Source organism: Pseudomonas graminis (assembly GCF_900111735.1).
In the GTDB taxonomy this organism is placed as follows: Bacteria; Pseudomonadota; Gammaproteobacteria; order Pseudomonadales; family Pseudomonadaceae; genus Aquipseudomonas; species Aquipseudomonas graminis.
In genome coordinates, this window is the sequence record NZ_FOHW01000034.1 from 42,235 (window position 1) to 60,710 (window position 18,476).

General features: G+C 61.9%; 17 protein-coding genes. 11 read left to right on the forward strand and 6 right to left on the reverse strand.

What is annotated here, in order from left to right; translation table 11 throughout:
• Nucleotides 1-19: 19 nt before the first annotated feature.
• The 8 genes from BMY98_RS21080 (at nt 20) to BMY98_RS21120 (ending at nt 8,414) form a co-directional block, all read left to right on the forward strand.
• Nucleotides 20-772 (forward strand): AraC family transcriptional regulator, encoded by a 753-nt coding sequence (locus BMY98_RS21080; RefSeq protein ID WP_074892331.1) that lies wholly within the window; start codon nt 20-22, stop codon nt 770-772.
• Nucleotides 773-1,170: 398 nt separating this feature from the next.
• Nucleotides 1,171-1,983 (forward strand): ABC transporter substrate-binding protein, encoded by an 813-nt coding sequence (locus tag BMY98_RS21085; protein ID WP_074892332.1) that lies wholly within the window; start codon nt 1,171-1,173, stop codon nt 1,981-1,983.
• 391 nt (nt 1,984-2,374) lie between these two features.
• Nucleotides 2,375-4,147 (forward strand): cis-3-hydroxy-L-proline dehydratase, encoded by a 1,773-nt coding sequence (gene lhpI / locus BMY98_RS21095; RefSeq protein ID WP_074892333.1) that lies wholly within the window; start codon nt 2,375-2,377, stop codon nt 4,145-4,147.
• Nucleotides 4,140-4,805: an amino acid ABC transporter permease gene (locus BMY98_RS21100; protein ID WP_065992814.1), complete on the forward strand. Its 666-nt coding sequence runs from the start codon at nt 4,140-4,142 to the stop codon at nt 4,803-4,805. The genes lhpI and BMY98_RS21100 overlap by 8 nt, the downstream gene beginning before the upstream one ends.
• Before the next feature lie 10 nt (nt 4,806-4,815).
• A complete protein-coding gene (locus BMY98_RS21105; RefSeq protein WP_074892334.1) occupies nt 4,816-5,466 on the forward strand; it encodes an amino acid ABC transporter permease in 651 nt (216 codons plus the stop codon).
• Nucleotides 5,459-6,181 (forward strand): amino acid ABC transporter ATP-binding protein, encoded by a 723-nt coding sequence (locus tag BMY98_RS21110; RefSeq protein ID WP_074892335.1) that lies wholly within the window; start codon nt 5,459-5,461, stop codon nt 6,179-6,181. The genes BMY98_RS21105 and BMY98_RS21110 overlap by 8 nt, the downstream gene beginning before the upstream one ends.
• A 25-nt stretch (nt 6,182-6,206) precedes the next feature.
• On the forward strand, nt 6,207-7,244 hold the full coding sequence (locus tag BMY98_RS21115; RefSeq protein WP_074892336.1) for a trans-3-hydroxy-L-proline dehydratase: 1,038 nt from the start codon (nt 6,207-6,209) through the stop codon (nt 7,242-7,244).
• Nucleotides 7,245-7,496: 252 nt separating this feature from the next.
• Nucleotides 7,497-8,414, forward strand: coding sequence for a dihydrodipicolinate synthase family protein (locus BMY98_RS21120; RefSeq protein ID WP_074892337.1), 918 nt, complete (start codon nt 7,497-7,499; stop codon nt 8,412-8,414).
• Nucleotides 8,415-8,628: 214 nt separating this feature from the next.
• On the opposite strand, the gene ttcA is transcribed toward BMY98_RS21120, so the two are convergent.
• Complete coding sequence (gene ttcA, locus BMY98_RS21125) at nt 8,629-9,453, reverse strand: tRNA 2-thiocytidine(32) synthetase TtcA (protein WP_074892338.1); 825 nt, start codon at nt 9,451-9,453, stop codon at nt 8,629-8,631.
• A gap of 440 nt (nt 9,454-9,893) precedes the next feature.
• On the opposite strand from ttcA, the gene BMY98_RS21130 reads away from it, so the two are divergent.
• On the forward strand, nt 9,894-10,496 hold the full coding sequence (locus BMY98_RS21130) for a Yip1 family protein (RefSeq protein ID WP_074892339.1): 603 nt from the start codon (nt 9,894-9,896) through the stop codon (nt 10,494-10,496).
• 83 nt (nt 10,497-10,579) lie between these two features.
• Nucleotides 10,580-11,074, forward strand: coding sequence for a SprT family zinc-dependent metalloprotease (locus tag BMY98_RS21135; RefSeq protein WP_074892340.1), 495 nt, complete (start codon nt 10,580-10,582; stop codon nt 11,072-11,074).
• A 9-nt stretch (nt 11,075-11,083) separates the two neighbouring features.
• On the opposite strand, the gene BMY98_RS21140 is transcribed toward BMY98_RS21135, so the two are convergent.
• From BMY98_RS21140 to BMY98_RS21160, 5 genes are all read right to left on the reverse strand, one after another.
• Nucleotides 11,084-12,265 carry a CaiB/BaiF CoA transferase family protein gene (locus tag BMY98_RS21140; protein WP_074892341.1) on the reverse strand — a complete coding sequence of 394 codons (1,182 nt, stop codon included), beginning with the start codon at nt 12,263-12,265 and terminating at the stop codon, nt 11,084-11,086.
• A gap of 109 nt (nt 12,266-12,374) precedes the next feature.
• Entirely contained in the window at nt 12,375-13,712 is a 1,338-nt protein-coding gene (locus tag BMY98_RS21145; RefSeq protein WP_074892349.1) for a dicarboxylate/amino acid:cation symporter, read from the reverse strand.
• Nucleotides 13,713-14,010: 298 nt separating this feature from the next.
• Nucleotides 14,011-15,354: an ATP-binding protein gene (locus BMY98_RS21150; RefSeq protein WP_074892342.1), complete on the reverse strand. Its 1,344-nt coding sequence runs from the start codon at nt 15,352-15,354 to the stop codon at nt 14,011-14,013.
• The gene (locus BMY98_RS21155) at nt 15,351-16,028 is read right to left on the reverse strand and encodes a response regulator transcription factor (protein WP_074892343.1); all 678 of its coding nucleotides are present in this window, start codon (nt 16,026-16,028) and stop codon (nt 15,351-15,353) included. Before BMY98_RS21155 ends, BMY98_RS21150 begins: the two co-directional genes overlap by 4 nt.
• A 159-nt stretch (nt 16,029-16,187) precedes the next feature.
• Nucleotides 16,188-16,616, reverse strand: a complete 429-nt coding sequence (locus tag BMY98_RS21160; RefSeq protein ID WP_074892344.1) for a hypothetical protein — start codon at nt 16,614-16,616, stop codon at nt 16,188-16,190.
• A 1,654-nt stretch (nt 16,617-18,270) separates the two neighbouring features.
• Here BMY98_RS21160 and BMY98_RS21165 point away from each other — a divergent pair.
• Nucleotides 18,271-18,476, forward strand: a 206-nt coding sequence (locus BMY98_RS21165; RefSeq protein WP_175514199.1) for a transposase, incomplete at its 3' end; no start/stop codon positions are given.

An 18,476-nucleotide genomic window follows, 5' to 3' on the forward strand; every position in this document is an offset into this window, starting at 1 on the left:
GGCCTTCCCGCCCGTGAACATGATTGACCTCATCCCCACCGCGCCCTTGCACGACCTCGATCAACTGCTCGCCAGCCTGGAATTGGTCGCGCCGCTGTTCGATGCGATTCCCGGGGTGGTGTTCTTCGTCAAGGATGCTCAGGCGCGCTATGCGCTGGTCAACCAGACGCTGGTGCAGCGCTGCGGTTTCAAGGAGAAGAACCAAATCGTCGGGCTGACCGCCGAGGAAGTCTTCCCCGCGCGCTTCGGCCCGCTGTACACCGCCCAGGACCGCCGCGTGCTGGCGGATGGCAGGCAGCTGAGCGATCAGCTGGAGCTGCACCTTTATTACGGCAATCAGCCGATCTGGTGCCTGACCCACAAGATCGCCCTGCGCGACCGGCACGGCGCGATCATCGGGCTGGCGGGGATTTCCCGGGATCTGCAAATCCTGCAGACGACCCATCCGGCGTATCAGAAGCTGGTCGAGGTCGACGCCTACATCCGCGAACACTTCGCGCGGCCCATCACCCTTGAACAGCTGACCGCCATTGCCGGGCTGTCCATCGCCCAGCTGGAGCGGCACTGCAAACGCATCTTCCAGCTCACGCCACGGCAGATGATTCACAAGGCGCGGCTGGGTGAAGCGTCGCGCTTGTTGCAGGAAGACCTGTCGATCACCGAGATCGCCCTGCGCTGCGGGTACACCGATCACAGCGCGTTCAGCCGCCAGTTCAAGGCGTTGACCGGGGCTTCGCCGAGTGAGTATCGGGGTTCGCAAAGGCGCATTTGAGTTCGCTGCCATCCTCCCTGGATGATCGCAGAGCTTTTTGTGGGACCGGCTTTAACCGGGAAGAGGCCGGGGTGTGCACCGTTGATTTTGCAGTGTGCCGAATGACGCGTTCCCGGCTGAAGCCGGTCCTACAATGATTGCAGTCCCGCTGGATGATTGCGGTGCGGCAAGGGCAGCAGTCTCCGGCACTGCAACGTCCATCAATGAAGCACGCCACGCATTCCTGCTCCTTTATGTAACACCCCTCTCCTCTCTCAAACCACGCTGCTATCCACGCGCCCTTTGATCCAGAGCCTTCCACGGCTTACTGGCAAAACGGGCACGTTGCGTGCATATCAAATATCGTATACGAAATTACTTATCCGGCCGTTTCTCCCTTTGCACGCACCGAGGCTTCTATGAAAAACCAAGCTGTCGCCGTCGCCCTCCTCGCCGTCATGAGCTCTGCCTTTATCAACACCGCGCTGGCCGACAAGCTCGATGACATCATCGACTCCGGCAAGCTGCGCTGCGCCGTGACCCTGGACTTCCCGCCGATGGGGTCCCGTGACGACAAGAACAACCCGGTCGGATTTGACGTTGATTACTGCAACGACCTGGCGAAGGTGCTGGGCGTCACCGCCGAAGTAGTGGAAACGCCGTTTCCGGACCGCATTCCTGCACTGGTTTCAGGGCGCGCTGACGTGATCGTGGCGTCGACCTCGGACACCCTGGAGCGGGCGAAAACGGTGGCGATGAGCATCCCGTATTTCGCCTTCCAGATGGTGGTGCTGACCCGCGACGACGCCGGCATCAACAGCTACGACGACCTCAAGGGCAAGGATGTCGGCAACACCAGCGGCACGTTCGAAGCGATCGCGCTGGAGAAGGATCAGAAAAAATGGGGCAGCGGCAGTTTCCGCGCCTACCAGACCCAGAACGACACCATCCTCGCCGTCGCCCAGGGCCACATCAAAGCGTCCGTGGTGACCAACACCGTCGCCGCCGCCACGCTCAAATCCGGCAAGTACAAAGGCCTGAAGATTGCGGGCAATGCGCCGTACACCATCGACTACGTTTCCCTTGCGGCGAAGCGTAACGAGTACGGGCTGATTCATTACCTTAACCTGTTCGTGAACCAGCAAGTGCGCTCGGGGCGCTATGCCGAGCTGTATGAAAAATGGGTGAGCGGCAAGCCGGTGGACCTGACCGTGCCGGGCGTCTATTACTGAGGGGAACGATCAGAGGGCGCGGACCGTGTAGGAGCGTGGCTTGTCCCGAGATCGGCGGGGAACCCGTCGTGAAACCCGGCAACCGGCTGGACCTGACACACCGCGTTTTCCGGTCTGCTGCCGGTTCCCGGCAGATCGCGGGACAAGCCACGCTCCTACAAGGATGATCGTTCCCTCGCTCCTCGTGCTGATGCTGATCGTTCCCACGCTCTGCGTGGTAATGCAGGGCCTGACGCTCTGCGTCAGAAAAGCGCAACGCGGAGCGTCGCACGCGGCGTTACCACGCGGAGCGTGGGAACGATCAAACAAAAGCGGCATTACCACGCGGAGCGTGGGAACGATCATCACTCGGCACCCACGCTGGAACCGGTTCATTACTCAGGAGCCCACGATGTCTGAAGTCTCGTTGAACGGGCGTTGTCTCGTTTCCGGCTGCGCTCAGGGTGAGTTGTTGTACGCCGACGTGGGCCTGAGTTTCTGGGGCGGGGTCGAGCCGTTTACCGGTGAAGTCATCGACCGCCATCACCCTCTCAGCGGCCAGTTCATCAACGGTCGGGTGCTGGCCATTCCCAGCGGGCGCGGCTCGTGCACCGGCAGCAGCGTGTTGCTGGAATTGATCCTCAATGGCCACGCGCCGGCCGCGCTGGTCTTCGAACGCGTGGAAGACATCCTCACCCTCGGCGTGCTGATCGCCGAGCACATGTTCGGCCATTCGATTCCGGTGATCAGCCTCGGCGAAGCGGGTTTTGCAGCGCTGCGGAACGTCGCTTTCGTGCGGGTCGAGGATGATTGCGTCAGCGGCTTTGCTTCCCCGCCGCCGCCTCTCTCTCGCGATCAAACAAAACAGGCGAGTCACCGCCCGATCAGTCAGATTTCACTCACCGAAACTGATCAGGGTTTTCTCGACGGCGCTTACGGCAAAGCTGCGCAAGTGGCGATGGGCATCATCCTGCGCATGGCCGAGCTGCAGGGCGCAACCGAACTGCTGGACATCACCCAGGCGCACATCGACGGCTGCATCTATACAGGACCGGCCAGCCTTCGTTTCGCCCGGCAACTGGTGACATGGGGCGCCAAGGTGCGCGTGCCCACCACTCTCAATTCAATTTCCGTGGACAAGCGCCGCTGGCGCGAACTGGGTGTCGATCCGGCCCTCGGCGAACCGGCCAGCCAGCTCGGCGATGCCTATTTGGAGATGGGCGCGCGGGTGAGTTTTACCTGCGCGCCGTACCTGCTGGACAGCGCCCCGGAGCTGGGTGAGCAGATCGTCTGGGCCGAATCCAACGCGGTGGTGTACGCCAACAGCGTGATCGGCGCGCGCACCCTGAAGTACCCGGACTACCTCGACATCTGCATCGCCCTCACCGGCCGCGCGCCTAAGATCGGCTGCCACCTGACCCAACAACGGCTGGCGACCCTGCGCATTGATGCCCCCGCGCTGGAAGGCCTCGACGACAGTTTCTATCCGCTGCTGGGCTATCACGTCGGGCTTCTGTGCGGCGCCACGATCCCGGTGGTCTGCGGGCTCGAAACCAAGGCGCCAACGCTGGATGACCTCAAGGCGTTCGGTGCCGCGTTCGCCACCACCTCCGCTGCGCCGATGTTTCATATCGCCGGCGTGACCCCCGAAGCTACTACCGCCGAACTGGCGCTGGGCGGGCATGCGCCGGAGAAAACCCTGAACGTCAGCCCGGCGAACCTGCTGCACAGCTGGCGCGAGCTGAACAGCGCGCAAACGCCAGAAGTGGACGCGGTGACGTTGGGCAATCCGCATTTTTCCCTGAGCGAATGCGCGACGCTGGCGCACCTGTGTGGCAACCAGCGCAAGCATGAAAACGTGGCGATCGTGATCACCTGCGGCCGCGCCACCCTCGAGCGCGCGCAACAGGCTGGCTATGTCGAGACGCTGGAGAACTTCGGCGTGCAGTTCGTCACCGACACCTGCTGGTGCATGCTCGGCGAGCCGGTCATCCCGCCGACCGCGCGCAACCTGATGACCAACTCCGGCAAATACGCGCACTACGCCCCCGGACTGGTGGGGCGTAGCGTGCATTTCGCCAGCCTGGCCGAGTGCGTACACAGCGCGATCACCGGGGTTGCCAGCGGGCGCCTGCCGGTCTGGTTGATGGCGGCGCACCAAGCGGAGGTCAGCGCAGATGTTTGATTACAACTTCCACTGGCGCGCGGCGTTCAAGGCGCTGCCTGACATGCTCAACGGCGCCTGGGTGACCTTCGAAACCGCCGCGCTGTCGATGATCCTCGGCGTCACCATCGCGCTGTTTCTGGTATTCATGCGTCAAGGCAAAAACCGCCTGTTCCGGGGCTTCGCGGCGACCTGGATTTCCATCGCGCGCAACACGCCGTCGCTCTTCCAGGTGTACATCCTGTATTTCGGCCTGGGCTCGTTCGGGCTGCACATCAGTTCGTGGGCCGCGTTGCTCGCCGGCATCACCATCAACAACGCGGGCTATCTGGCGGAGAACTTCCGTGGCGGTCTGAAGGCCGTGCCCGACACCCAGTTGCGCGCCGCCCGTTCGCTGGGCATGAGTGCGCCCCAGGCCTATCGGCTGATCGTCATTCCGCAATTGCTGCGCATCGTTTTCTATCCGCTGACCAACCAGATGGTCTGGGCCGTGCTGATGACATCCATGGGGGTGATCGTCGGCCTCAACAACGACCTCACCGGCGTGACCCAGGATTACAACGTCAAGACCTTCCGCACCTTTGAATTCTTCGCCATTGCGGCGGTGCTCTATTACCTGATCGCCAAGCTGATCGTGGCCGTTGCCCGCCTGCTGTCCTGGCGGCTGTTCCGGTACTGAGGAGAGGGGCATGTTCGAGAGCACGTTCAGCTGGAACGACCTGCAATTCATGCTGCAAGGCGCCTGGGTCACGATTTTGCTGACGGTGGTGTCGATGTTCATCGGCACCCTGGCCGGGGTGATCTGCGGCATGGCCCGCGCCCTGCTGCCACGCACCACCATTCCGCTGGCCTGGGTGCTGGACGTGTTTCGCAGCGTGCCATTGCTGATTCAGTTCGTGCTGTTCAACGCGCTGAAAAGCATCGTCGGCCTGAACTGGAGCGCATTCGCCGTCGCCTGCGTGGTGTTGGGTTTGTACGTCACCGCGTATTGCACGGAGATCGTGCGCAGCGGCGTGCTGTCGGTGCCGCTCACGTTGCGCCGCGCCAGCCGTTCCCTGGGCCTGACGTACTGGCAGGACCTGCGCCAGATCGTCATGCCGATGGCCACCCGCGTGGCGTTTCCCGGCTGGATCAACCTGCTGCTGGGGGTGATGAAGGACACCGCGCTGGTGATGTGGATCGGCATCGTCGAACTGCTGCGCGCCTCGCAAACCATCGTCACGCGCATTCAGGAGCCGCTGTTGGTGCTGTGCATCGCCGGCCTGATTTATTACGTCATGAGTCTGGTGGTCGCTCGCCTGGGCGCCCGGCTGGAAACGAGGTGGCAGGAAAATGATTGAGATCGACAACGTGCACAAGTCATTCGGCGAGCTTGAGGTCATCAAGGGCGTGAGCCTGCAGGTGAACAAGGGCGAAGTGGTGTCGATCATCGGCGGTTCGGGCTCGGGCAAGTCGACGCTGCTGATGTGCATCAACGGGCTGGAATCGATCAAGAGCGGCAGCATTCGCGTCGACGGCACCGAGGTTCACGCCAGAGGCACAGACATCAACAAGCTGCGGCAGAAGATCGGCATCGTGTTTCAGCAGTGGAACGCGTTTCCCCATCTGACGGTGCTGGAAAACGTCATGCTGGCCCCGCGCACCGTGCTGGGCAAAAGCAAGGCCGAAGCCGAGGCGCTTGCGGTCAAGCAACTGACCCATGTGGGCCTGGGCGACAAGCTCAAGGTGTTTCCCGGCAAGTTGTCGGGCGGTCAGCAACAGCGCATGGCGATTGCCCGGGCGTTGGCGATGTCGCCCGATTACATGCTGTTTGACGAAGCGACGTCGGCCCTTGATCCGCAGCTGGTGGGCGAGGTGCTGGACACCATGCGCATGCTGGCCGAGGACGGCATGACGATGATTCTGGTGACCCACGAGATTCGCTTCGCACGGGACGTGTCCGACCGCGTGGCGTTTTTTCGCAACGGCCTGGTGCATGAGATCGGCACGCCGGATCAGGTGATCGGCCACCCGCAGCGTCCGGAGACGGCGGATTTTTTGAGGTCGATCAACTAGAGCCATTTCAGGAGGGCCTTAGGTCATGCGCTCAACGAAAGTGATTCATGTGGTCAGTTGTCACGCCGAAGGTGAGGTGGGCGATGTGATTGTCGGCGGGGTTGCGCCGCCGCCGGGGGAGACGATCTGGGAGCAGTCGCGCTGGATCGAGAAGGACAACGTGCTGCGCAATTTCATGCTCAACGAGCCGCGCGGCGGGGTGTTCCGCCACGTCAATCTGCTGGTGCCGCCCAAGCACCCGAAAGCGCAGATGGGCTGGATCATCATGGAACCGGCCGACGTGCCGCCGATGTCTGGCTCCAACTCCCTGTGCGTGGCGACAGTGCTGCTGGACAGCGGAATCCTGCCGATGACCGAGCCGGAAACCCGCCTGATTCTTGAGGCGCCCGGTGGCCTGATCGAGGCGATAGCCCAGTGCCGCGACGGCAAGGTGACCAGCGTCGAGGTGCACAACCACCCTTCTTTCGCCGATCAGCTGGACGTGTGGATCGAAGTGCCGGGGCTGGGTTCGATTCAGGTCGACACCGCCTATGGCGGCGACAGTTTTGCCATCGTCGACTCGGTGAAGCTGGGCTTTTCCCTGACCGCCCATGAAGCGAAGGACCTGGTGGAAACCGGGCTGAAAATCACCAAGGCGGCCAACGAGCAGTTGGGGTTCAGCCATCCACTGAATAAGGACTGGAATCACATTTCCTTCTGCCAGATCGCCGCGCCGGTCAGTTTTGACGGCGGTGTGGCCCACGCGGCGAACGCGGTGGTGATTCGCCCGGGAAAGATCGACCGCTCGCCGTGCGGCACCGGGTGTTCGGCGCGACTGGCGGTGTTGCATGCCAAGGGCCAGCTGAAGGTGGGCGACCGGTTTATCGGGCGTTCGATCATTGGCTCGGAGTTTCACTGCAAGATTCAGAGCGAGACCGAAGTGGCCGGGCGCAAGGCGATCATCCCGAGCCTGTCCGGGCGGGCGTGGATCACCGGAACGCACCAGCACATGCTCGACCCGAGCGACCCGTGGCCGGAGGGGTACAAGTTGAGTGACACCTGGCCGGTGGGGTTGAAGTTTTAAATGCTGCGGCTGCTTTCAATAAATGCGAAACCGATTTTTCTGAATGAATGCAAAACCCTGTAGGAGTGAGCTTGCTCGCGATGCGTTGTGTCAGTCACCGCATACGTCGCAGACACACCGCATCGCGAGCAAGCTCACTCCTACAGGGGATCGGGGCGGCCTGAAGTACAGGTTAAACGCAGCAATCGCTGGGCGTGATTCGTCCGAAATTAAGCGTATACGAAATACCTTTATCCAATCAGGAAGTCAATCATGAGCCAGTCCGTATCCTGGAGCGGGGTCTTCCCTGCCGTTACCACGCAATTCAACGACGATTTCTCACTCAATCTGGAGGCGACCCACAAGGTCATTTCCAACCTGGTGCGCGATGGTGTGTCCGGGCTGGTGATCTGCGGCACGGTCGGGGAAAACACTTCGTTGAGCGTCGCGGAAAAAATCAGCCTGGTGGAAGCCGCCAAAGACGCCTCGGCCGGGCGCGTGCCAGTGATTTCCGGCATTGCCGAGTTCACCAGCGCCAACGCCTGTGACGTTGCCAAGCAAGTGCAGAAAGCCGGGGCTGACGGGATCATGCTGATGCCGGCGCTGGTGTACTCGGCCAAGCCCTTCGAAACCGCCACGCACTTCCGCACCGTGGCCGCCGCCACCGACCTGCCGATGATGGTTTACAACAACCCGCCGATCTACAAGAACGACGTGACGCCGGACATTCTCATCTCCCTGGCGGACTGCGACACGATCGTGTGTTTCAAGGATTCATCGGGCAACACCAACCGCTTTATCGACGTGCGCAATGAAGTCGGCGATCGCTTCGTGCTGTTTGCCGGGCTGGATGACGTATTGGTGGAAAGCGTCGCCGTGGGCGCGGTAGGCTGGGTGTCGGGGATGTCCAACGCCTTTCCGAAAGAGGGCGAGACGCTGTTCCGTCTGGCCAAGGCCGGGCGCTTTGCCGAGGCGATGGCGCTGTATGAGTGGTTCATGCCGCTGCTGCACCTGGACGCGCGTCCGGACCTGGTGCAGTGCATCAAGCTGTGCGAAGCGATCATGGAACGCGGCAGCGCCCTCACCCGCCCACCGCGTTTGGCGCTGCCGGACAGCGACCGGGAATATGTCGAGAAATTGATGAAGACGGCGTTGGCGAACAAGCCGGTGTTGCCGGATGTGGGGTTGTAACACGCGCTTTGATGGGGTGAACGCTTACGTGAGCCCCGCACCATCTACGGTAGGAGCGTGGCTTGTCCCGCGATCTGGCGCGAAGCGGCAGCAAACAGGCAGCCGCGGTGAGTCAGGTGCCCCGCGTTTGCAGGTTTCACGACGACTGCGTCGCCGATCGCGGGACAAGCCACGCTCCTACGGTTTTGCGGCGCATGAGCCAGCGCATTCGCCCTTACACATTCACCAGATTCACAAACCGCGAGGCGGCGGTTTCGTCGATGCGCAGGTTGGTGAAATCGAACAGGTTGCGGTCCGCCAGTTGCGACGGCTGGACGTTCTGCAGGCTGCGGAAAATCATGTCGGAGCGGCCCGGGGTTTTGCGGTCCCAGTCCTGCAGCATGTCCTTGACCACCTGACGCTGCAGGTTTTCCTGGGAGCCGCACAGGTTGCACGGGATGATCGGGAACTGTTTGATGTCCGAATACGCCTGAATGTCCTTCTCGGCGCAGTAGGCCAGCGGACGGATCACCACGTTGCGGCCATCGTCGGCGCGCAGCTTGGGCGGCATGGCCTTGATGCTGCCCTGGAAAAACATGTTCAGGAAAAACGTCTCGACGATGTCGTCACGGTGGTGACCGAGGGCCATCTTGGTCGCGCCGATTTCATCCGCAAACGTGTACAGCGTGCCGCGACGCAGGCGCGAACACAGCGAGCAGGTGGTCCGGCCCTCGGGGATCAATTCCTTGACCACCGAGTAGGTGTCTTTCTCGACGATGTAGTACTCCACGCCCAGTTGTTCCAGGTACGCCGGCAGGACGTGCTCCGGGAATCCCGGCTGTTTCTGGTCCATGTTTACCGCGACGATGTCGAAGTGGATCGGCGCGACTTTCTGCAAATGCATCAGCACATCCAGCAGCGTGTAGCTGTCCTTGCCGCCGGACAGGCAGACCATCACCTTGTCGCCCTCTTCAATCATGTTGTAGTCGGCCACTGCTTCGCCCGCGAGCCGACGCAGACGCTTCTGCAGTTTGTTCTGATTGACTGAAAGGGTGCCCATGGCGCTGGTATCCGCTCGCTGTGGTCTGAAGTGATGGGGGGAAAGGGTCGGCATTTTACGCAAAAAGCCCCGGTTGGGTAATGCCGGTCCATCCCACCGACTGTAGGAGCGCCCTTGGCGCTGGGCCGCATCCGGACGATTGCGGTGTTTCAGGACCTCATCCAGTGACTGAAACGACGCCTTCGTCCGGATGCGGCCCAGACCAAGCGCGCTCCTACAGTTTGTAGAGCGCTTGCCCGAGCGTTCATGACCACCCGCTATTAGCAGGGCCTTTGAACACCTCAATCGCTCTAAGCCAGCCGGTTTTCGGGTGCTCAGGTTTCTATACTGACCTGAGAGGTCGCAGCCATTTCCCATGATTGATTGTGACCTTGTCCTGACGGCATCTGCAGTCGGGCGCTTCGTCTGAAGCGGCGGCACACTTCACGGGAGTAACGGACATGATCCATCACGTCTTGGGGCTGTTCACCCACCCCGATCAGGAATGGCAACAGATACGTGGCGAAGGTGAAGAAAGCATCGGCCACCTTTACCTCACTCACACGCTGATCCTCGCGGCGATCCCCGCCGTGTCGGCGTACATCGGGACCACCCAGGTGGGCTGGATGATCGGCGATCATCCGCCAGTCGTGCTGACCAGCGCTAGCGCGGTGTGGATGGGGCTGATGTCGTACTTCGCGATGCTCGCCGGGGTCGCCGTCATGGGCGGCTTCATCCACTGGATGGCGCGCACCTATGACGCCACGCCCAGCCTGGCGCGCTGCGTGGCATTTGCGACCTACACGGCGACGCCGCTGTTCCTCGGCGGTATGGCCGCGATTTACCCGCACATGTGGCTCGGGATGATGGTCGGGCTGGCCGCGGTCTGCTACACCGTGTACCTGCTGTACGTCGGTTTGCCGGTGTTCATGGGCGTACACCCGGAGGACGGCTTCATGTTCTCAAGCTCGGTGCTCGCGGTCGGGCTGGTGGTGTTGGTGGCGATCATGGCGTTTACGGTGGTGCTGTGGGGCGTCGGCATGGGGCCGGAGTATACGAATTAGGACCGGGCGACCATTCGGCGCTTTGGGTTTTGGCGGTACAGAAGCTTTGCGGCATACTCGCCTCCTCTGGAGACCGATGAAGCATGCTCGAACCACTCAACACCCGCGTCGAATCCTGCTACCAGCAAGCCGAAGATTTCTTCAAGCGCCCTTTCAAACGTCCGGTCGTGAGCGTCAAGTTGCGCGGCCAGAAGGCCGGCGTGGCCCATCTGCACGAGAACATGCTGCGCTTCAATCCGCAGCTGTACCTCGAAAACAGCGAAGACTTTCTGCGCCAGACCGTTCCTCACGAGGTGGCGCACCTGGTGGCTTATCAACTGTTCGGCGACACCATTCAGCCCCATGGCGAGGAATGGCAGCTGATCATGCGCGGCGTCTACGAGCTGCCGCCCAATCGCTGCCACACCTACGAAATCCAGCGCCGCAGCGTGACCCGCTACATCTACCGCTGCCCCTGCCCGGAAAGCGATTTCCCCTTCACCGCCCAGCGCCATAAGCTGGTGCGCAAGGGCCGCCGCTATCTGTGCAAGCGGTGCCGGGGGATATTGGTGTTCAGCGGCGAGACGCGGGTGGAGTGATCCCCCGCTTCATCCAAATACACCCGCCTCACCCATCGACTGAATTTCCTGCGCGCTAAACCCCGCTTCGGTCAGCACCTGCTGAGAGTGTGCGCCGACGGCCACGCCGATGTGCCGGGGCGCGGGCAGTCCCGCTGAAAACTTCAGCGGGCAGGCCATCTGCAGCTGAGCGCTGCCATCACCGCGAGGCACCTGCGCCAACATCTCCCGCGCCTGGATGTGCGGGTGCTGCGTCGATTCGGAGAAGCTCAATACGGGCTCAACACAGGCATCGATGCCGGCGAACAGCGCTTCCAGCTCATCGGAACTGCGGCGCTCGAACTCGATTTCCAGCTCGCGTTTCAGAGCGGCCTGTTCGTCAGGCTCGAATGACAGGCCAAGCCGCGCCAGCTCCGGTCGCCCCAGCGCGGCGCACATCCCGTGAAGAAACGCCGGTTCCAGCCCCCCTACCGAAAACCACCGGCCGTCGCGACTGCGGTAGTAATCGTAGAAGCTGCCGCCGTTGAGCATCTGCGCCTCCCGCTCGGGCTCGACGCCGGCCGCCAGATACCCCGCACCGGCCAGGGCATTCAGGCTGAACGCGCAATCGGTCATGCTGACGTCGACGTACTGGCCCTGCCCGGTCTGATGGCGGGCGACCACCGCCGCGAGCAAACCAATGACCCCATGCAGCGAACCCCCGGCGACGTCTGCGACCTGCACGCCCAAGGGCAACGGCCCGCTGTCCTGGCGCCCGGTGAGGCTGGCCAGCCCGGCCACCGCCATGTAATTGATGTCGTGGCCGGCGCGATCGCGATAAGGCCCGGTCTGACCGTAACCAGTGATGGCGACGTAGATCAGCCGCGGATTGATCGCCTTCAACGCTTCATAGCCAATCCCCAGCCGGTCCATCACACCGGGCCGAAACTGCTCCAGGACGATGTCGTAATCGGCCACCAGCCGCTTGATCACCTCGATGGCCTGGGTCTGCTTGAGGTCCAGCGCCAAGCTGCGTTTGTTGCGGTTGAGGTAGGCGTGGCTGGCCGAAACGCCTTGATCATGGGGCGGCAATTCCCGCAGTAGGTCCGGCCGGTTAGGTGACTCAATGCGCAACACCTCGGCGCCCATGTCCGCCAGCAACAGCGAAGCGAATGGCCCGGGCAGCAGCGTCGAAAAATCGAGGACTTTGAGCGATGACAGCGGACCGTGCATGGGGCGTTCTCTGATGGCCAGCGGGTGGTCTCAGAGTAGGTGCGATTCGCCCATAAAAAAAGCCTGTCCGAAGACAGGCTTTTTCAACAACTCTTACCGCTAGTGCAGCTTACGAACGCACAACAGGAGTAGGCGCGGTTTCGGCCACACCCAGGTCGTCGGTCGGCGCGGTGTTGTCGATGGCACGACCGCCAGACGCCAGCTCGGCCTGCATCTGCGGAACGTCCAGCTCGCCGACCCACTTGGCAACAACCAGGGTTGCCACGGCGTTGCCGCACAGGTTGGTCAGGGCGCGGGCTTCGGACATGAAGCGGTCGATGCCCAGAATCAGCGCCAGACCAGCCACAGGCAGGTGGCCCACGGCAGACAGCGTCGCGGCCAGCACGATGAAGCCGGAACCGGTCACGCCTGCCGCACCTTTGGACGACAGCAGCAGCACCAGCAACAGGGTGACCTGATGGGTGATGTCCATGTGGGTGTTGGTGGCCTGAGCGATGAACACCGCGGCCATGGTCAGGTAGATCGAGGTACCGTCGAGGTTGAACGAGTAACCGGTCGGGATCACCAGACCGACGACGGACTTATTCGCGCCCAGACGCTCCATCTTGATCAGCATGCGTGGCAGCGCCGACTCGGACGACGAGGTACCCAGCACGATCAGCAGCTCTTCACGGATGTACTTGATCAGCTTGAGGATGCTGAAGCCGTGAGCTTTTGCGATGGAGCCCAGCACCAGCAGCACGAACAGCAGGCAAGTGATGTAGAAGCACAGCATCAACTGACCCAACTGCACCAGCGAGCTGACACCGTAAGCGCCGATGGTGAACGCCATGGCGCCGAGCGCGCCGATCGGGGCGAGCTTCATGATCATGTTGATGATGTTGAACATGACGTGGGCGAAGCGATCGATGAAATCCAGGATCGGCTTGCCGTAAGCGCCCAGGCGATGCAGGGCGAAACCGAAGATCACCGAGAACATCAGCACTTGCAGGATGTCGCCGTTGGCGAACGCGCCGACGATGGTGTTCGGGATAACGTTGAGGATGAAGCCGACGATGCTCTGGTCTTTACCGGCGGTCACGTAGGCCGCGACTTTGGAGGCGTCGAGGGTGGACACGTCGATGTTCATGCCGGCGCCCGGCTGGACGACGTTGACCACGATCAGGCCGATGATCAGCGAGATGGTCGAGACGATTTCGAAGTACAGCAGCGCGTAGCCGCCGGTCTTGCCCACGGATTTCATGCTCTGCATGCCAGCGATGCCGCTGACGACGGTGCAGAAGATGATCGGTGCAATGACCATTTTGATCAGTTTGATGAAACCGTCACCCAGCGGTTTGAGCGTTACGGCAGTTTCGGGGTACCAGTGACCAAGCGCGATACCGACGATGATCGCGACGATCACCTGAGCGTACAGGGATTTATAGATGGGCTGACGAGTCGTCATTGCAGTTTCCTCAAGAGCATCGAGCTGCAGCATTCCGGTTGCAGAGACGCCTAAAGTGCGAACCCTCCTGCTGGGAGGGATTTGTTTTTGTCGAGCTGCGCGCGGCAGACCTCTGCTCAGTGCATCGCAAGCACCGTGCCAGTGTTGATAAGTCGCGGGAGAGGCCCGGTTTGCGCGAGCCAACTGGCAAACGGGAGATTCGCTGACCGGAAAGGGGTGGCGGTTTTCCGCCGTTTCGAGGCAAATCGCTCGCCACACTGGCGGGTATCCGCCTCCAAAGGCGGTCAACAGCTTTAGGTTAGAGGGCGAACTGAATGCGGAAGGCCGCGCCGCCCAGTTCCGAATCACCCAGAGTGAGCTGCGCGCCGTAGCTTTCGATGATGTCCTTGACCACTGCCAGACCAATGCCCTGCCCCGGGTTTTGCGTGTCCAGCCGTTCGCCGCGTTCGAGAATCCGGGCGCGCTGGTTTTCCGGAACGCCGGGGCCGTCGTCTTCGATGCACAGCTCGTCGCCCATCATCGATGAGCGCCAGCTCACGCGCACTTCGCCGAGGCAAAGGCGATAGGCGTTTTCCAGCAGGTTGCCGAGCATTTCCAGCAGGGCGCCCTCTTCCATTTGCACCTGGCCGTTGTCCGGCAGGTCGAGGACCACGTTGACGCGCTTGTCGCGGTAGACCTTTTCCAGCGTATTGCACAGGCTTTGCACCACCGGCCTCAGGGCCACGTGATAACGCACCAGCCCGCTCTTGCGCAGGCTGGCGCGCTGCAATTGATAGCTGATCTGCTGGCTCATGCGCTCGATCTGCGATTGCAGAATCCGCGCCTGCTCCAGGTCTTCCGGCCGTTTGGCAAACTGTTCGCTGACGCCCTGCAACACGGCGAGCGGGGTCTTCAGGCTGTGGGCGAGATCGTCGAGGGAGTCGCGGTACCGAATGCGTTGCTCACGTTCGCTACGCAACAGGCGGTTGAGCGAGTCGGTCAGGCGCAGCAGTTCGCTGGGGTGTTCTTCGCTGAGGCTTTCCCGCGAGCCGGCTTCGACCTGATCGAGTTCCTGACTCATGCCCCGCAGCGCGCGCAGGCCCCAGGTCAGCCCGCCCCACAGCAGAATCAGCAGGACCAGCAGTGCGCCGCCGAAGCCCAGATAGAGTTTCTGGCGCAGGCCGGAGATGGTTTCCTGGTATTCGCGTACCGGTTGCAGGGCGACGATGCTGAAGGCGGCGTTGCGCCCGCCGAGCAGTTTTATTTCGACGTCATAAACGAAGAACTCTTCGCCGTTGGGTTGACGGATCTTGGCGAATTCGTTGCCGCGGCCGTCGTAGCGCGGCTGGTAGTCGATCGCTTCGTCTTCGGTGGCCCGGGAGCGCCACACCAGTTTGCCGGCGCGGTTGTAGATGTAGCCGAGCAAGCGGCTGTCGGGCAGGCTGAATTGCTCGCCGGGCAGTAGCGAGGGCATCAGCAAATGATCGTTTTCGACGCGGGCGGCGGAGATCAGCGTAGTGACGTCCGACGCCAGACGTTTTTCGATGGAGCTTTCCAGCGCCAGGCTGAAAGCGCTTTGCAGCGCCGGCAGCATGAGGAGCATGAAGATGACCGCAAGGGTCGCGGCGCCCAGCATCAGACGCAGGCGCAGCGAACGGATCATGTACAGCGCTCGGTGAACAGGTAGCCCAGGCCGCGCACGGTGTCGATCGGTTTGAAGCCGGCGGGCCCTTCGAGCTTACGCCGCAGACGACCGACCAGCACTTCGATCACGTTCGGATCGCGCTCGTCGTCGTCGGGGTACAGCTGTTCCATCAAGCGCTCTTTGGGCACTACTTGCTGATGGTGACGCATGAGGTATTCGAGAATCCGGTATTCGTAGGCGGTCAGCGCCAGCGGCTGTTCGTCCAGGGACGCCTGCTTGCGGTTGAGGTCCAGGCTCAGCGGGCCGGCGATGATGGTCGAGTGGGTGAAACCGCTGGAGCGGCGCAGCAGGGCGTTGAGGCGCGCTTCGAGTTCTTCGAACTGGAACGGCTTGACCACGTAGTCGTCGGCGCCGGCAGCGAGGCCTTCGACTTTGTCCTGCCAGTTGCCGCGCGCGGTCAGGATGAGGATCGGGAACGCCTTGTTCTGCACCCGCAGCTGACGGATCAGGTCGAGACCGCCCACGCCCGGCAGGCCCAGGTCGATGACCGCCAGGTCGTGGTTGAACTGGCCCGCCTGATACAGCGCTTCCTCGGCGTTACCCACCGCTTCGACGACGTGACCGCTTTCGGTCAGGCGGGTCTGCAGGTGGTGACGCAGCAGGGCTTCATCTTCGACAACCAGCAATTTCATGACGCTCTCCCAGGCAAAGGCATACCCCTTGTTTCATGATTCTCTTGCTTAAAGAGTCTCTCGTTTCAAGAGTTCTCAACGACGCTGCCGAGCGCGTGCAGTGTGACGAGCCCGGCAGCGATTGTGCAATCCAGACACCGCGAAAAACAGGCTGGCGGCTTATAAAACGTGGTGGACGGGTAACCAGGTGTGCTGACTCTCGCTCAAGCTTAGCGAGGGTGGCTGCTGCAGTGTGCGGACCGGCGCACCGGTTTCGAATAGTCTAGTCGGACTCTGCACGGACATTTGCGCGATGTAAGCGGCCGGAAGATTGCCCGTTTGCACGCTCACACCGTTGACGCGGGCGGTAAGATTTCCATAGCCGGCGGCGTAGGGATGATCCACAGGCTGCTGGCTGAACGTCTGGCTCCAACTGCCGACTTCAGTGCTGCTGGCAAGGCTGCGGCGCAGGCCGTTCAGGCGGTCGGCGCGTTCGGTGTTCTTGCCGAAATCGGTGCGAGATACATCCGCGTTGCCATCAGCCGCTTGCGCCGCCGCGCTGCTGCCAAGGAACGCCAGCGCCAGAAAGAGCTTGTTGAACGTCAGCATGAGCAGGTCCTCCGGCGCCAGGCGCCTTGTTGGGTACGGTTTGGAGCATACCCGGCCAGCGCTGAACCCCTCCTGAACATGTACCGACCCACCGCATTCGCCAGCAAGCTGACTCCCACAGGTTTTGCGCAGGCCGTTGGATTTTGCATTCGCCGCCCATCCATTTGCCCGCAACCGAGATTTCCTGCTCCGACGCCGATCTACTGTAGGAGCGTGGCTTGTCCCGCGATCTGGCGCGCAGCGGCAGCAACACAATGAATGCGGTGTGTCAGCAGGCATGGCGTCGTGAGGTTTACAACTGCTTCGCAGCCGATGGCGGGACAAGCCACGCTCCTACATGTTTTGCGCGTGCCTGCACCTTTGCGTTCGGCCGCCAACCGGCTTCCGCACCACCACAATGTTTGTGAATCGACGCAGATCCACTGTGGGAGCGTGGCTTGTCCCGCGATCTGGCGCGCAGCGGCAGCAATACAATGAATGCGGTGTGTCAGCAGGCATGGCGTCGTGAGGTTTACAACTGCTTCGCAGCCGATCGCGGGACAAGCCACGCTCCTACATGTTTTGCGTGTGCCTGCACCTTTGCGTTCGCCGCAAACCGGTGGTGCGGATGCCCACGATCTCGCGGTCGCCGCAGATCTACTGTAGGAGCGCGCTTGCCCGCGAATGCGATCTGCCTGTGCCATCAACTTTGCCTGACCCACCGCGTTCGCGGGCAAGCGCGCTCCTACAGGTTGTGCGCTGGCCGTGGATTTGCGTTCGCCGCCAATCGTTTTGCCCGCAACCGAGATTTCCTGCTCCGACGCCGATCCACTGTAGGAGCGTGGCTTGTCCCGCGATCGGCTGCGCAGCAGTCGTGAAACTTGACGCTCTGGTCATGCCTGACACACCTCTTGCACCGATTTACTGCCGCTGCGCGCCAGATCGCGAGCAAGCTCACTCCTACAGGTTCCGCGGCGTCCAAAGCATTCAGCGCAGACCAAAAGCCGTGCCTGACCGTGCGCAGATTCCGAGCCGGACGAAGATCAATGTAGGAGTGAGCTTGCTCGCGAAAGCGGTCTGCCTGTGCCATCAATATCGCCTGACCCGCCGCATTCGCCAGCAAGCCGGCTCCCACAGGTTTTGCGCAGGCCGTCGGATTTTGCGTTCGCCGCCCATCGATTTGCCCGCAACCGCGATTTCCTGCTCCGACGCCGATCTACTGTAGGAGCGCGCTTGCCCGCGAAGGCGGTCTGCCTGTGCCGTCAATGTCGCCTGACCCGCCGCATTCGCGGGCAAGCGCGCTCCTACAGGTTGTGCGCTGGCCGTTGGATTTTGCATTCGACGCCCATCGATTTGCCCGCAACCGAGATTTCCTGATCCGACGCAGCTCTACTGTGGGAGCGCGCTTGCCCGCGAAGGCGGTCTGCCTGTGCCGTCAATGTCGCCTGACCCGCCGCATTCGCCAGCAAGCCGGCTCCCACAGGTTCTCTGCATGACGCCGAACTCCCGGCCAACGCCGATCCACTGTAGGAGTGAGCTTGCTCGCGAAGGCGGTCTGCCTGTGCCATCAATGTCGCCTGACCCACCGCATTCGCGGGCAAGCTGAACTGGCTTAATGATTTTGGACATCTCAATCGGGCGCTAAGATAGCGCCCAAATCCGAGGTGTTATGGGCATGCGTACTTCTTACTCGAACGAATTCAAACTCAAAGCAGCGGCCATGGTGCTGGACGAGGGACAATCGGTCCCTGAAGTCTGCGACAACCTCAGCATTGGCCGAACCGCGCTGCGTCGCTGGGTCGAACAGGTGCGTGCGGAGCGCCAAGGCGCGACGCCTGTGGGCGCCAAGGCGATTACCGCCGAGCAACAGGAAATACAGCG

Bases quoted from the DNA above. Each gene is read 5' to 3' on its own strand.
- BMY98_RS21080 (WP_074892331.1), top strand. From the start codon at position 20: ATGATTGACCTCATCCCCACCGCGCCCTTGCACGACCTCGATCAACTG.
- BMY98_RS21085 (WP_074892332.1), top strand. From the start codon at position 1,171: ATGAAAAACCAAGCTGTCGCCGTCGCCCTCCTCGCCGTCATGAGCTCT.
- lhpI (WP_074892333.1), top strand. From the start codon at position 2,375: ATGTCTGAAGTCTCGTTGAACGGGCGTTGTCTCGTTTCCGGCTGCGCT.
- BMY98_RS21100 (WP_065992814.1), top strand. From the start codon at position 4,140: ATGTTTGATTACAACTTCCACTGGCGCGCGGCGTTCAAGGCGCTGCCT.
- BMY98_RS21105 (WP_074892334.1), top strand. From the start codon at position 4,816: ATGTTCGAGAGCACGTTCAGCTGGAACGACCTGCAATTCATGCTGCAA.
- BMY98_RS21110 (WP_074892335.1), top strand. From the start codon at position 5,459: ATGATTGAGATCGACAACGTGCACAAGTCATTCGGCGAGCTTGAGGTC.
- BMY98_RS21115 (WP_074892336.1), top strand. From the start codon at position 6,207: ATGCGCTCAACGAAAGTGATTCATGTGGTCAGTTGTCACGCCGAAGGT.
- BMY98_RS21120 (WP_074892337.1), top strand. From the start codon at position 7,497: ATGAGCCAGTCCGTATCCTGGAGCGGGGTCTTCCCTGCCGTTACCACG.
- ttcA (WP_074892338.1), bottom strand. From the start codon at position 9,453: ATGGGCACCCTTTCAGTCAATCAGAACAAACTGCAGAAGCGTCTGCGT.
- BMY98_RS21130 (WP_074892339.1), top strand. From the start codon at position 9,894: ATGATCCATCACGTCTTGGGGCTGTTCACCCACCCCGATCAGGAATGG.
- BMY98_RS21135 (WP_074892340.1), top strand. From the start codon at position 10,580: ATGCTCGAACCACTCAACACCCGCGTCGAATCCTGCTACCAGCAAGCC.
- BMY98_RS21140 (WP_074892341.1), bottom strand. From the start codon at position 12,265: ATGCACGGTCCGCTGTCATCGCTCAAAGTCCTCGATTTTTCGACGCTG.
- BMY98_RS21145 (WP_074892349.1), bottom strand. From the start codon at position 13,712: ATGACGACTCGTCAGCCCATCTATAAATCCCTGTACGCTCAGGTGATC.
- BMY98_RS21150 (WP_074892342.1), bottom strand. From the start codon at position 15,354: ATGATCCGTTCGCTGCGCCTGCGTCTGATGCTGGGCGCCGCGACCCTT.
- BMY98_RS21155 (WP_074892343.1), bottom strand. From the start codon at position 16,028: ATGAAATTGCTGGTTGTCGAAGATGAAGCCCTGCTGCGTCACCACCTG.
- BMY98_RS21160 (WP_074892344.1), bottom strand. From the start codon at position 16,616: ATGCTGACGTTCAACAAGCTCTTTCTGGCGCTGGCGTTCCTTGGCAGC.